14 protein-coding genes are annotated in these 12,208 nt (G+C 64.8%); 7 read left to right on the top strand and 7 right to left on the bottom strand.

Features of this window, described 5'->3' with window-relative positions; all coding sequences use genetic code 11:
- The first annotated feature begins 1 nt into the window (after position 1).
- From HV822_RS06865 to HV822_RS06855, 3 genes are read left to right on the top strand one after another with little or no spacing between them, the layout of a single operon-like run.
- A complete protein-coding gene (locus tag HV822_RS06865) occupies positions 2-412 on the top strand; it encodes an ExbD/TolR family protein (RefSeq protein WP_238872992.1) in 411 nt (136 codons plus the stop codon).
- The gene (locus tag HV822_RS06860) at positions 412-1,089 is read left to right on the top strand and encodes an energy transducer TonB (protein WP_238872990.1); all 678 of its coding nucleotides are present in this window, start codon (positions 412-414) and stop codon (positions 1,087-1,089) included. The genes HV822_RS06865 and HV822_RS06860 overlap by 1 nt, the downstream gene beginning before the upstream one ends.
- Positions 1,089-2,177, top strand: a complete 1,089-nt coding sequence (locus HV822_RS06855) for a tetratricopeptide repeat protein (RefSeq protein WP_238872989.1) — start codon at positions 1,089-1,091, stop codon at positions 2,175-2,177. The genes HV822_RS06860 and HV822_RS06855 overlap by 1 nt, the downstream gene beginning before the upstream one ends.
- Here HV822_RS06855 and HV822_RS06850 read toward each other — a convergent pair.
- The 7 genes from HV822_RS06850 to HV822_RS06820 all read right to left on the bottom strand — a co-directional run bounded on the left by HV822_RS06850 (position 2,167) and on the right by HV822_RS06820 (position 7,909).
- Positions 2,167-2,673 (bottom strand): DUF3299 domain-containing protein, encoded by a 507-nt coding sequence (locus HV822_RS06850; RefSeq protein WP_238872987.1) that lies wholly within the window; start codon positions 2,671-2,673, stop codon positions 2,167-2,169. The genes HV822_RS06855 and HV822_RS06850 overlap by 11 nt on opposite strands.
- Positions 2,674-2,688: 15 nt before the next feature.
- Positions 2,689-3,951: an ABC transporter permease gene (locus HV822_RS06845; RefSeq protein WP_238872985.1), complete on the bottom strand. Its 1,263-nt coding sequence runs from the start codon at positions 3,949-3,951 to the stop codon at positions 2,689-2,691.
- A complete protein-coding gene (locus HV822_RS06840; protein WP_238872984.1) occupies positions 3,951-4,661 on the bottom strand; it encodes an ABC transporter ATP-binding protein in 711 nt (236 codons plus the stop codon). The genes HV822_RS06845 and HV822_RS06840 overlap by 1 nt, the downstream gene beginning before the upstream one ends.
- A gap of 7 nt (positions 4,662-4,668) precedes the next feature.
- A complete protein-coding gene (locus tag HV822_RS06835) occupies positions 4,669-5,253 on the bottom strand; it encodes a DUF2796 domain-containing protein (RefSeq protein WP_238872983.1) in 585 nt (194 codons plus the stop codon).
- Positions 5,254-5,365: 112 nt separating this feature from the next.
- Positions 5,366-6,247, bottom strand: a complete 882-nt coding sequence (gene trxA / locus HV822_RS06830) for a thioredoxin (RefSeq protein ID WP_238872982.1) — start codon at positions 6,245-6,247, stop codon at positions 5,366-5,368.
- Positions 6,248-6,305: 58 nt separating this feature from the next.
- Complete coding sequence (locus HV822_RS06825; protein WP_238872981.1) at positions 6,306-6,959, bottom strand: class I SAM-dependent methyltransferase; 654 nt, start codon at positions 6,957-6,959, stop codon at positions 6,306-6,308.
- Positions 6,960-6,973: 14 nt separating this feature from the next.
- A complete protein-coding gene (locus HV822_RS06820) occupies positions 6,974-7,909 on the bottom strand; it encodes a LysR family transcriptional regulator (RefSeq protein WP_238872980.1) in 936 nt (311 codons plus the stop codon).
- Between the two features lie 116 nt (positions 7,910-8,025).
- Here HV822_RS06820 and HV822_RS06815 point away from each other — a divergent pair, with 116 nt between their 5' ends.
- From HV822_RS06815 to ribD, 4 genes are all read left to right on the top strand, one after another.
- Positions 8,026-9,012: an NAD(P)H-dependent flavin oxidoreductase gene (locus HV822_RS06815; RefSeq protein WP_238872979.1), complete on the top strand. Its 987-nt coding sequence runs from the start codon at positions 8,026-8,028 to the stop codon at positions 9,010-9,012.
- Entirely contained in the window at positions 9,012-10,493 is a 1,482-nt protein-coding gene (locus tag HV822_RS06810) for an AMP-binding protein (protein WP_238872978.1), read from the top strand. The genes HV822_RS06815 and HV822_RS06810 overlap by 1 nt, the downstream gene beginning before the upstream one ends.
- 113 nt (positions 10,494-10,606) lie before the next feature.
- A complete protein-coding gene (nrdR, locus tag HV822_RS06805; RefSeq protein ID WP_083728108.1) occupies positions 10,607-11,080 on the top strand; it encodes a transcriptional regulator NrdR in 474 nt (157 codons plus the stop codon).
- Entirely contained in the window at positions 11,073-12,203 is a 1,131-nt protein-coding gene (gene ribD / locus HV822_RS06800) for a bifunctional diaminohydroxyphosphoribosylaminopyrimidine deaminase/5-amino-6-(5-phosphoribosylamino)uracil reductase RibD (protein WP_238872977.1), read from the top strand. Before nrdR ends, ribD begins: the two co-directional genes overlap by 8 nt.
- The last annotated feature ends 5 nt before the right edge of the window (positions 12,204-12,208 follow it).

The following is a 12,208-nucleotide window of genomic DNA, read 5'->3' as shown; positions in this document are numbered from 1 at the left end:
GATGCGCATGCGCAGGCACCACGCCAACGCTGATGATGAGGCCGGTATCGACCTTACGCCGATGCTGGATATCGTCTTCATCATGCTGATCTTCTTTATTGTCACCAGCTCCTTCGTCAAGGAAACCGGCATCGACATTGAGCGGCCGTCGGCCGACAGTGCGGTCGACAAACCCAAGGGCACCATTCTGATTGCGGTCAGTGCCGACGGTGAGATCTGGATGGATAACAAACCGGTGGATATCCGCGCTGTGCGCGCGGCGGTCGAGCGCATGCGCGTTGACCAGCCCGACAGCACGGTCGTGGTGCAGGCCGATACCGATGCACGTACCGGGCTGGTGATCCGGGTGATGGATCAGGCGCGGCTGGCGGGCGTCGAAGATGTGGCGCTGGCTGCGACGGCGGGGCGCTGATGCGGCTACTGGGAAGCTTTATTGGCGCGCTGCTGGTGGCGCTGCTGCTGTTTGGTCTGATGCTGGCGCTGATTATGCCGCCCAGCCATCCGCCGGATCAGCCCGCGGAGCTACTGCGCGTGGGTGTTGCGCGCAGCGTGCAGGAGAGCAGCACAGAGCCCGCTGACCCTCTGCAGCCGCCGGAGCGTCCGACGCCCCCCGAGCAGCCGCCGGACGTTACTCCGCAGCCGCAGGTGAGCCCACAGGTGCCGGCACTGGATCTGAATATCCAGGTACCCCAGCTCAATACCCGCATCGACATGGGCGCCGCCCCGGCGTTGCCCCCGCTGCAGGCTGCTGCACCGCCTGCGCCCGCACCCAGCCCGCCGGCCCCGGTCAGCGCGCCGCCGCCTGGCAGCGCCGAAGAGGTGAGCCCGCTGGTGGATATCCCGCCCGAATACCCGCGCCGCGCGCTGGCAGCAGGCATTGAGGGACAGGTGACCCTGCAGTTCACGGTCAACGCCGATGGGCGGGTGGAAAACATTCGCGTGCTCAGTGCCGAACCGCCCGGCGTATTCGAGCGGGCGGCGCGCCGCGCGGTCAGCCGCTGGCGCTTTGCCCCGCGCCGGGAAAACGGTGTGGCTGTTTCACGTGAGGTGAGCAAGACCATGAATTTTCGCCTGGAGGGTCGTCGCTGATGCTGCGCTGGTTGCTGCTGCTGTGCCTGCTGAGTGCCCCGGTCAGGGCGGAGCAGATCGACGCCGAGGTGTACCGGGCCATTCAGGGCGCCACCGAGGCAGAAGCCGCAGGCGAGGTGGCCAAGGCGCGACAACTGCTGGAAGCGGCCCTGCCGCAGGCGGGCAACGGAACCCTGGAGCGCGCTCTGCTGACCCAGCGGCTGGCGTATCTCGCCATCGCCGGCCAGCGCAACACCCAAGCCATCGACTGGCTGCGCGAGGCGCTGGCTCAGCAAAAATTGGAAGACGCCGCCGCCCTGCAGGACCGACAAAACCTGGCCCGCCTGCTGATGCAGGAGCAGCGCTACCCCGAGGCGGTCAAGGAGCTGGAAGCCTTGCCGCGTTCCGATAACAACCGCCAGCTGTTGGTACAGGCTTATCGTCAGTTGGGGCAATTCCGCAAGGCCATTCCACTGGCCGAGCAGGTGGTGCGCGAGACCCCGGGGGCGGATGACATCTGGTACCGCCTGCTGGTGGGCATGAACTACGAGCTGGAGCGCTTTGATCAGGCGGTGCGCTGGCAGCAGGTATTGCTGCAGCGGGCACCGGAGCAGGCCGACAACTGGCGTCAGCTGGCCAGCGTGCAAAGCCTGGCGGGTGAACAGCTGGCGGCCGCCGCGACCCTGCGTTTGGCCCGCGAGGCTGGCGTTAAGCTGGATACTACCGATATGGAAAACCTGATCGCTCTGCACGCGCAGAGCGGTGCGCCCTGGCAGGCGGCGCGCCTGATGCAGGCGCTGCTGGATGAGGGGCTGCTGAGTAGGAGTGCTGATCGCCTGCGTCGTCTGGCCTACCTGTGGCAAACCGCGCGTGATCACCAGCGTGCACTGGCGGCCTGGGGCCAGGTGGCGCGCAACGGCAGCAGCGCTGACCGTCTGCAGCTGGCCTGGCTGCAGTATCACCAGCGCCAGTGGCAGGCTGCTCTGGACACCCTGCAAACCGTGCAACCGGCCAACGCCCAGCAGCGTCGTCAGTTGCACAGCCTCAGGTTGGCAGCCGAGGCGGCCCTGCCCAAGCCGGAAGAGCCGCCGGCCGGCCCTAGTAGCTGAATATCTCGATTTCCAGCGCTTCCAGCCGGTAGCCGGCGCTGGCCAGCTCACTGCTATTTTGCTCGACGCGCATGATGCCGCTGATCCAGTAAGGCACGTAGGTCTCTTCCAGCGCGATACCAATTTCACTCTGCACCAGCACGATCTGGTTGGACGGCGGCGGCGGTACGTGGATGCAGGCGCCGAAGTAGGGCACCAGCAGAAACTCGGTGACGCGCTGGTTGGGGTCCACGCTTAGCGGCACCACATAGCCGGGTAACTTGACCTCCTGGCCATCCAGTGCGGCGACCGTGGGCGCGTTGGTCATGCTCTGTGCCATCGGGTTGCCGGCCGCCTGGTCTTCTGAGGTCAGGCCGTCGTGCTGCGCCTGGGGCATGCCGTAAAGATGCCCGCTGCCAGCGGGCACCAGGTCATCCCAGCTGAGCTCTCGGGCGGCCCAGGCCGGCAGGGTCAGCAGCAGGCCCAGGCACAGGGCAAACAGGCGAATCAGATGCATCGGTCGTCTCGGTGATTACAAGCGGATGGACAGGCCGTCGAGCAGCGCCTGTCGATAGGCACGCCAGGCCGGGATGCAGCCCATCAGCAGGCTGGCAGCGAGTATACCGCCCAGCAGCTTCAGCTCGCTCGGCGTTGGCCAGGCAAGCGGCAGAAACAGGCCATACTGCTGCTCCAGCCAGGGCCGGGCGGCGGCCACGCCAGCATACAGCAGTGCCAGACCCAGCGCGATGCCGGCCAGGGTCAGGCTGACCGCCTCCAGTACTAGCAGACTGAATATATGCAGCGGCCGGGCACCGACCGAACGCAGCACGGCCATCTCCCGGCGGCGTTCGTTCAGGCCGCTGAGAATCGCCGTCAGCATACCGACCAGCCCGGTCAGTACCACGAATACCGAGACCAGCAATAGCGCCTTTTCCGCCACGCTCAACAGGCTCCACAGCTCCTGCAGGGCAACGCCGGGCAGGATAGCCAGCAGCGGCTCGCCGCTGAATTCATTGATTTGCCGCTGCAGGGCAAAGGTGTCGATACGCCGCTCCAGGCCCAGCATGAAGGCGGTGATGGCGTTGGGTGTAAGGTCCAGCTGGCGCGCCTGCTCGGCGCTGACCTGGCCGGCGCCGCGAGCCGGCATACCCTGCTGCCAGTCCACATGCAGCGCCTCCATGCCTTCCAGGCTGATATGGATGGTGCGGTCTACCGGCGTGCCGGTCTTGGCCAGGATGCCAACCACGTGGAAGGGCTTGTCTGTATGTTTGACGAAGCTGACGGCACCGGCGCCATGGGCTAACACCAGCTCGGTGCCCAGCTGGTAACCCAGCTCGCGGGCGATATCGGCCCCCAGCACGGCATCGTACAGGTCCGAGAAGGGCTGTCCTTCACTGAGTTGCAGCGCCTGATCGCGGCCAAAACGATAGTGTTCGAAATAGGCCTGGTTGGTCCCCAGCACCCGAAAGCCGCGGTGCGAGTCGCCCAGCGACAGGGGGATGGCCCATTTGACCTTTGGCTGATGGCTGATCTGCTCAAAGCTGTCCCAGCGAATATTGTTGGTGGCATTGCCGATGCGGAATACCGAATACAGCAGCAGCTGAACCGAGCCGGAGCGGGCGCCGACGATCAGGTCGGTACCGCTGACGGTACTGGCAAAGCTGGCGCGGGCTTCGGTACGCACCCGTTCGACCGACAACAGCAGGGTGACGCTCAGGGCGATGGCGAGCACCGTCAGCAGGGCAGAAAAGCGGCGGTTGGCCAGACTTTGCAGGGCGAGACGCAACAGGTACATCAGAGTGTCTCCGGCTTGCTGGCGCGGTTGAGTTCGGCCAGTGACAGGGCGCGATCAAAGCGGGTTGCCAGGCTGGTGTCATGGCTGACAAACAGCAGGCTGCTGCCCATCTGCTGGCACTCATCGAACAGCAGCTTGAGAAAGGCGTCGCGGCTGTCGGCATCGAGCGCTGAGGTGGGCTCGTCGGCAATCACCAGCTCGGGGCTGCCGATCAGCGCACGGGCGGCGGCTACCCGCTGCTGCTGGCCGATCGACAGGACGCCGGCGCTGCGCTGATGCAGGGTGGCGTCGCTCAGGCCCAGCTCACGCAGCAGGTGTTCGGCGGCGCTATTCAGATCCGGCTGCTGGCGCAGGGCACGTTCACGCCGCAGGGCGGAGAAGCGACAGGGCAGGGTGACGTTGTCCAGCACCGAGAGGTAGGGCAGCAGGTTGAATTGCTGGAACAGGTAGCCGGTGTGGTCGGCGCGAAAGCGGTCGCGGCGCAGCGACGACAGCTGTCGCAGTGACTGACCCAGCAGGCTGACCGCGCCCTGTTGCGGCTGGTGCACGCCGCCGAGTAGGCCCAGCAGGGTGGTCTTGCCGCTGCCGGACGGCCCCTTGAGAAACAGGCGCTCGCCGGTCTCCAGGCTGAAGGCCGGGATATCCAGCAGTAGGGGCTGGCCCGGCCAGGCAAACTGCAGGTCACTGACCTGCAGCAGTGGTGTGGTCATGCTTGATTCAGTCCAGTGGCAAGGTGGGTTGGTCGGCGCTCAGCGCGGCGCCGTGCTGGCCGCTGGCGGTGATGGCCTGCACCTGAATGCGCTGCATCGCCGGGTAGGTATTGAACAATGGCAGGGTCAGGGCTTCAAGGTGCTCGGGGGCATCGCAGGTATAGTCAAAGCGACCTTGGATGTCTGCGTGCTCGGCATGCCCGTCCTGGTCATCGTCGGCATGATCATGACCTTCGTGCTCGTCATGGTCATGCGCGGCAAACAGCGGGCTGTCCAGCTCGACCTGTTGCAGCTGGCAGCCAGCGGCGGGTGTCAAGGTGAAGAGGCCGTTGGCCTGCTGCAGCTCGCTTTTTACGCGGGCTACGGTGGCCAGGTCTGCTTCTGTGCTGGGTTGGTATTCAAACCCCACCAGGTTGGCGGCGGGGCTATCCAGCTCCAGGCTGACCTGGTTGCCGTCGACCACCAGATTGAGGCTGGCAACGCCGTGCTCGTGGGCGCCCAGGCTGTCGTGTTCATGGTCATGGTGCTCGTGGGCAAACAACGGCTGGCTGAAGGGCAGGGCAAGGCTGAGGGCAAGCAGGGTGCGGCGCATGGCGAGACTCCGGCTGAAATAAGAAAATGTTATCTTATTTCATTTTTGCGTTATGGCAACCCTGCCTTGACTGCGGTGCCCCTTGCGGGGCGCTACATCACCCCGTGTTTTCTTAATAGAGCGCCTGGTACAGCTTGCGGCGGTATTGCACGGTGAGTGGGTGGTCGCCGCCCAATAGGTCGAAAACCTGCAGCAGGGTTTTCTGGGCGGCGCCGTCACCCCAGCTGCGGTCGCGTTGCAGCAGGTCAAGCAGGGCGGCCAGTGCCGACTCGCTGGCGCCGGCGGTCAGGTCCAGCAAGGCGAGTTGATATTGCGCTTCGCTGTCGGCCGCATCGCTGGCCAGGCGCGCTCCGAGGCTGTCACGTGGCGGGAAATCGGTGGTTTGACGGGCAAAGCTGAGCTGCGCCTTGAGCGCGCTTAGCGTTTGTTTGTGGCTGTCTTTATTCTGTACGGCATTGATGACCTGGTCGGCGTCATCCAGTTGGCCGTCGGCCAGCAGGGCGCGGGCCAGCAGTAGCAGCAGGGCGTCATCGGTTTCGGCCTGCAGCGCGGGCTGCAGCAGGGCAATCGCCTCCTGCGGCTGGCCTGCGTCGATCAGGGTCTGGGCCTGGCTGGCCAGATCGGCTTCTGGAGCGGCTTCTTCCTCGGGCTGCGGTTCGGCGACGTGCGGGGCCAGCAACTCGCGGATGGCGCTTTCGGTCTGGATGCCGGCAAAGCCCTCGACCGGTTGGCCGTCCTTGAACAGCACCACGGTGGGCAGGCTGCGGATGCCAAAGCGTTCGGTCAGGCCCACCTCGGTATCGCAGTTGACCTTGGCCAGCAGCAGTTCGCCCTGATAACTGTCGACAATCTTCTCCAGTACTGGGAACAACGCCTTGCAGGGCGCGCACCAGTCAGCCCAGAAATCCACCAGTACCGGCTTGTGGAAGGAGTTTTCGAGCACATAGCGGTCGAAGGTGTCGGTGGTGGCGTCAAACAGGTAAGGCGAGGACATAAGGCGATTCCGCAGCGAGTGTGGGGGACTGCTTTATATGGGGGCGCTGGCGCCGGGGTCAAGGGGTGAGCTGATACAGACTGACATCGCGAAACTCCAGCGGCTCGCCCAGATCCGGCCAGGTCTGGCCTCGCAGGACGGCGCTGCGCTGGTAACGGGGGTGCACCAGGTCGCGCACCCGCGAGTCGGCGATCAACACCTGCCTGGCGCGGCCGGCAAAGTGCTCCAGCAGCGGGCGGTTTTCGACGTCATAGAGCACGTCGGCGGCGATCAGCAGGTCAATTTCACCGCTGACCGCAAAGTAGTCGTCCGACAGGGTGAGGCGCATGTCATTGAGTCGTGCGTTGAGGGCACAGGCCTCCAGGGCCGGGGCGTCCAGATCGCAGGCGATGACCTCGCTGGCGCCGGCCATGCGGCAGGCCAGGGCAACCACGCCAGAGCCTGCGCCAAAGTCCAGCACACGCTTGCCGCGCACCTCGGCGGGGTGGTCCAGCACCCAGCGCGCCAGGGCCAGCCCGCTGCCCCAGCAGAAGCCCCAGTAGGGCGGGTGTTCGAGCAGGCGCCGGGTTTCCTCGGCGGCGAAGGCGCGGTCGAGATTGGCCGGGTCCAGCAACCAGAGTTCCAGCTCGGGCAGGCCGGGCACCCGGGTGGGCGTCAATTCGGCATCGGGCAGGACTTGGTGAAGGGCGTTGGTGAGTGTCTGCAGTGTCATGGTCGGCTCCTGGCTCAGTCGGACATTTTGCCAAGCGGCTGCCTGGGTGTCAGCGGAATGTCCGCCAGCCGGCTACGCAGAAACTCGATCAACGCGCGGGTGGCCAGCGTGGGGTAGAGGTTGGGGGCGGTCAACAGATACAGGTGGTCGCCCCAGGCGTCGACCCGTGCCCGGTAACCGGGCAGCACGACCTGCAGTTGGCCGCTTTCCAGCTGCTCGCGTACGGCGTAGTAGGGCAGCAGAACACAGCCCACGCCCTGTTCAGCCGCGCGGCGCAGAAACAGCATATCGTCGGTCTGCACGCGTGGGCGCAGGGTCAGGACCTGCTTGTGTTTGCCATCAGACAGCTCCAGCGGCAAGCGCAGGTCCGGTACCTTGACGCTGACCATGTCGCAGCGCAGCAGGTCTTCTGGATGCAGCGGCGCGCCAACCCGCTGCAAATAGCCGGGGCTGGCGCACAAGGTCCAGTCGATCGGGCCCAGGTCGCGGGCCACCAGGGTGTCGGGTGGCGTGTTGGTGACGCGGATGGCCAGGTCGATTTCCTCGGCTACCAGGTCAAAGATGCGGTTGCTGAACGTCAGCTGCAGGCTGACGTCCGGATAGGCGTTGGCAAACTCCAGCAGCAGCGGCCCGATCACCTGTTGGCCGAGGGCTGAGGGCACACTCAGGCGCAGGTGGCCGCGCAGGTTGCGGCCTAAATTGTCGACGGTGGATTGCAGCGCGTTCAACTCTTGGCTGATGCGCGCGGCGTGTTCGTACAGCGCCCAGCCGATTTGCGTGGGTTCGATGCGTCGGGTAGTACGCCGCAGCAGCTGCACCTCCAGGTCCTGCTCCAGCGCCTTCAGCCGCCGGCTGATATGCGAGCGGGAGGTGCCAAGCCGGAGTGCCGCGCCACTCATGCTGCCAGCTTCTATGATGGCGCTGAAATACTGCAGGGTCTTAATGTCCACATTGTTGCCTATTAGTAAACAGTTTGGGCTTGGGTGCGGACATTGTAGAGCAGAAGGCGGGCTTTTATAGTCGGTGAACAACCACAACACCTAGCACAATATTCAGGAGCGCACGCATGAGTCTGCCCGCCGTTCTGCAAGGCAATCTGAGTTTGCCGGTCATCTGTTCCCCGCTGTTTATCATCTCCAACCCGGATCTGGTTATCGCCCAATGCAAAGCTGGCGTCGTCGGTTCGTTTCCGGCGCTCAATGCGCGCCCGGCCGAGCTGCTGGATGAATGGCTGCAGCGCATCACCTCTGAATTGGCCGAGTACCAGGCCGCCAACCCTGAGGCCAAGGTGGCGCCCTTTGCGGTCAACCAGATCGTGCACAGCAGCAACGACCGCCTGCAGCACGACGTCGACCTCTGTGTGAAGTACAAGGTGCCGATCATCATCACCAGCCTGCGCGCGCCCAACGAGGTGGTCGGGCCGATTCATAGCTACGGCGGTCTGGTGTTCCACGATGTGATCAACGTCAAGCACGCCAAGAAGGCCATTGAGGCCGGCGTTGACGGCCTGATTCTGGTCTGCGCTGGCGCTGGCGGCCACGCCGGTCAGCTCAGCCCGTTCGCGCTGGTGTCTGAAATTCGCGCCTTCTACGACGGCCCGATCATCCTTTCCGGCTCCATTGCCAAGGGCGAGCAGATCCTCGCCGCACAAGCCATGGGCGCCGATCTGGCCTATATGGGTACGCGCTTTATTGCCACCCACGAAGCCAACGCCGATCCGGCCTACAAGCAGATGCTGGTGGATACCAGCGCCGATGACATTGTTTACAGCAACCTGTTTACCGGGGTGCACGGCAACTACCTCAAGCCCAGCATCGTCAACGCCGGCATGGACCCGAACGACCTGCCCGAGGGTGACAAAAGCAGCATGAAGTTCGGCTCTGGCGGCAGCAGCAAGAGCAAGGCTTGGCGCGACATCTGGGGCGCTGGCCAGGGTGTCGGCAGCATTGGCAAGGTGAGCTCGACCGCCGAGGCGGTTGCCCAGTTGGAGCGCGAGTACCACGAGGCGCAGGAGCGCATGGCGCGCATCACCCAGCCCTTTGGAGCACGCTGATGACTGCACAACTCATCTGTGGCGAGCTGCGCCGCAGCGGTGATGAGGTGGCCGACCGCGCGCTGCGGCTGGCCGGTGGCCTGGCGCGTTTGGGCGTTGAAGATGGCGATGTGATCGCCGTGATGCTGCGCAACGGCCCGGTATTTATCGATGCGATCCAGAGTTGTCTGACCGCTGGCTGCTATTACTGCCCGGTCAACTGGCATTTCAAGGCCGACGAGGTGGCCTACCTGCTGAACGATTCGGCGGCCAAGGTACTGATCGTCGAAGCCGACCTGCTGGCGACGCTGGACGGCGCCATTCCGGCGGGTGTGCAGGTGCTGGTGGTCGGCGCTGGCGCGGATGATGTCTGCGATTACGAAAGCTGGCTTGCGCGGCAAGCGCCTTATGACGGCCCGGAGCGCACGCCACGCGCCCATATGGCGTACACCTCGGGTACCACAGGGCGGCCCAAGGGAGTGGTGCGTCTGCTGCCGCCGCCGGAGCTGCGTGAGCGAATGGCTGAGGGCATGCGCGAGCTGTGCCGCATCGCCTGGGGTATTACACCCGGTGTTCGGGCCTTGGTCACCGCGCCGCTGTATCACAGCGCGCCGACCTCCTTCACCCAGCAGGCGATTCAGCAGGCCGAGACCCTGGTGGTAATGCCGCGTTTCGATGCCGAGCAGACGCTGGCGCTGATTGAGCAGCACCGTATCGAGGTGGTCTATCTGGTGCCCATCATGTATGTGCGTTTGCTGCGTCTGCCGGAAGAGGTTCGGGCCAAGTACGATATCTCGTCGGTGCGCTTTGTCGCCTCCACCGGCGCGCCCTGCGCGCCGGAAGTGAAGCAGGCAATGCTCGACTGGTGGGGCGATGTAATCTTTGAAACCTACGCCTCCAGCGAGACCGGCATGGTCACCCTGCAGGACCCGCAGTCCGCACGCCGCAAGCCGGGGAGTGTGGGCCGGCCGATTGCCGATACGCGAATTCGTATTGTCAGCGAAGACGGTCGCGAGTGTGGTGTGGGCGAGCCGGGCGTGATCTATGTGCGCCAGCCCATGGTGCCGGACTTTACCTACCTGAATAACGACGCCGCGCGCAGCAAGGCCGGGCTGGATGATCTGGCCACGGTTGGCGACATCGGCTATCTGGATGCCGAGGGCTATTTGTATGTCTGTGACCGTCAGTCGGACATGGTCATCTCCGGCGGCGTAAACATCTACCCGGCCGAGATCGAGCATGTGCTGATCACCCTGGAGGGTGTCACTGATTGCGCGGTGTTCGGTGTGCCGGATGCCGAGTACGGTGAGTCGTTGATGGCCGTGGTAGCCAGCCCGGAAGGCAAGGTGACAGCCGAGCAGGTGCAGGCCTTTATCCGCGAGCAGATGGCTGGCTACAAGGTGCCAAAGCGGGTTGAGGTAGTCGAGACGCTGCCGCGTGACGACAACGGCAAGGTGGCCAAGCGTCGGCTGCGTGACAGCTGGTTGCAAGCGTCTGCCTGAGTGCCCCCTCCCGCCGTTTTGCGGCGGGAGGGGTAACATAAGGATACATTTTATCCGCGGCCTACAAAGGAGTACTATGTAGGCCGCTTTTATATCCGCTCGGGAAAACCTGCATGCATTGTCCGTTCTGTGGCGCCCATGACACCAAGGTGATCGACTCGCGCCTTGTCGCCGAAGGCGATCAGGTTCGTCGGCGCCGCGAGTGCCTGGCCTGCCAGGAGCGCTTCACCACCTTTGAAACGGCTGAGCTGGTGCTGCCCCGGGTAATTAAGCAGGACGGGCGTCGCCAGCCCTTTGACGAAGACAAGCTGCGGGCTGGCTTTCAGCGCGCGCTGGAAAAACGTCCGGTCAGCGTTGAGCAGATTGAAGCCGCTATCGGCCATATCAAGCACCGCCTGCGCGCCACCGGCGAGCGCGAGGTCAAGGCCATGACTGTCGGCGAGATGGTGATGCGTGAGCTCAAGCAGCTCGATGAAGTCGCCTACATCCGCTTTGCCTCCGTGTATCGCCGCTTCCAGGACCTGAATCAGTTCCGCGAAGAAATCGAGCGACTGTCGCGCCGCGAGCAGGACGACAGCGATGCCTGAGTGGAGCGCTGCCGACCGCAGCTGGATGAGCCGGGCGCTGATGCTGGCCGAGCGCGGCCTGTACACCACTGAACCCAATCCGCGCGTGGGTTGTGTGCTGGTCGCCGATGGCGAGGTGGTCGGTGAGGGTTGGCATGTGCGTGCCGGTGAAGGTCACGCCGAGGTAAACGCCCTGGCACAGGCCGGCGAGCGAGCCCGTGGTGCCACGGCGTACGTCACCCTTGAGCCCTGCAGCCACGTTGGCAAGACCCCACCCTGCGCCGATGCGCTGATCAAGGCCGGTGTGTCGCGCATGGTCGCCGCCATGCAGGACCCAAACCCCCTGGTGGCTGGCAACGGCCTGCAGCGGCTGCGCGAAGCCGGTATTGCGGTTGAGTGCGGGCTGCTGGAAGAGCAGGCACGGGCGCTTAACCCCGGCTTTATCAAGCGCATGCAGCAGGGTCTGCCCTGGGTGCGCGTCAAGCTGGCCATGAGCCTGGATGGCCGCACCGCCATGGCCAGCGGTGAAAGCAAGTGGATTACCGGCCCGGCTGCCCGGGCCGATGTGCAGCGCCTGCGGGCGCGCAGCGGCGCGGTGGTGAGCGGTGCCGACAGCGTGCTGCTGGATGACTCGGCGCTGACCGTGCGCGCCAGTGAACTAGGGCTGCCGGATGATGAAGCGGCCGCCGCGGCGGCCCGACAACCCCTGCGCGTGCTGGTCGACAGCCTGCGCCGGGTGCCGTTAGAGCAGCGTTTTTTCCGTGAGGCAGGCCCCACGCTGGTGATCAGCACCAGCGCTGAGCAGGCCGCCGATGATTATCTGGCCGTTGGCAGCGAATTGCTGGCGGTCCCCGGTGCAGACGGCAAAGTCGATCTGCAGGCCGTGTTGCAGACCCTCGCCGCGCGCGGCTGCAACGAGGTACTGGTCGAAGCCGGTGCCGGGCTGTCGGGCGCCTTCTGGCGTGCCGGCCTGGTTGATGAAGTGATTGTGTATATGGCGCCGCGCCTCTTGGGCAGTCAGGCGCGCCCCCTGATGCAGCTCCCCTTCGAGAGCATGAGCGAGGCGATGGACGTCGCCATCACCGATATGCGAGCCATAGGCCAGGATTGGCGCATCACTGCACGCCCGATTTTCCCTTCCTGAGAGTG

It is taken from the genome of Halopseudomonas maritima, assembly GCF_021545785.1.
GTDB classification, from domain to species: domain Bacteria; phylum Pseudomonadota; class Gammaproteobacteria; order Pseudomonadales; family Pseudomonadaceae; genus Halopseudomonas; species Halopseudomonas maritima.
This window is presented reverse-complemented; position numbering and strand designations above follow the sequence as displayed.

Excerpts from the sequence above, each read along its gene's own strand:
- HV822_RS06865 (WP_238872992.1), top strand. The coding sequence starts at position 2 with ATGCGCATGCGCAGGCACCACGCCAACGCTGATGATGAGGCCGGTATC.
- HV822_RS06860 (WP_238872990.1), top strand. The coding sequence starts at position 412 with ATGCGGCTACTGGGAAGCTTTATTGGCGCGCTGCTGGTGGCGCTGCTG.
- HV822_RS06855 (WP_238872989.1), top strand. The coding sequence starts at position 1,089 with ATGCTGCGCTGGTTGCTGCTGCTGTGCCTGCTGAGTGCCCCGGTCAGG.
- HV822_RS06850 (WP_238872987.1), bottom strand. The coding sequence starts at position 2,673 with ATGCATCTGATTCGCCTGTTTGCCCTGTGCCTGGGCCTGCTGCTGACC.
- HV822_RS06845 (WP_238872985.1), bottom strand. The coding sequence starts at position 3,951 with ATGTACCTGTTGCGTCTCGCCCTGCAAAGTCTGGCCAACCGCCGCTTT.
- HV822_RS06840 (WP_238872984.1), bottom strand. The coding sequence starts at position 4,661 with ATGACCACACCACTGCTGCAGGTCAGTGACCTGCAGTTTGCCTGGCCG.
- HV822_RS06835 (WP_238872983.1), bottom strand. The coding sequence starts at position 5,253 with ATGCGCCGCACCCTGCTTGCCCTCAGCCTTGCCCTGCCCTTCAGCCAG.
- trxA (WP_238872982.1), bottom strand. The coding sequence starts at position 6,247 with ATGTCCTCGCCTTACCTGTTTGACGCCACCACCGACACCTTCGACCGC.
- HV822_RS06825 (WP_238872981.1), bottom strand. The coding sequence starts at position 6,959 with ATGACACTGCAGACACTCACCAACGCCCTTCACCAAGTCCTGCCCGAT.
- HV822_RS06815 (WP_238872979.1), top strand. The coding sequence starts at position 8,026 with ATGAGTCTGCCCGCCGTTCTGCAAGGCAATCTGAGTTTGCCGGTCATC.
- HV822_RS06810 (WP_238872978.1), top strand. The coding sequence starts at position 9,012 with ATGACTGCACAACTCATCTGTGGCGAGCTGCGCCGCAGCGGTGATGAG.
- nrdR (WP_083728108.1), top strand. The coding sequence starts at position 10,607 with ATGCATTGTCCGTTCTGTGGCGCCCATGACACCAAGGTGATCGACTCG.
- ribD (WP_238872977.1), top strand. The coding sequence starts at position 11,073 with ATGCCTGAGTGGAGCGCTGCCGACCGCAGCTGGATGAGCCGGGCGCTG.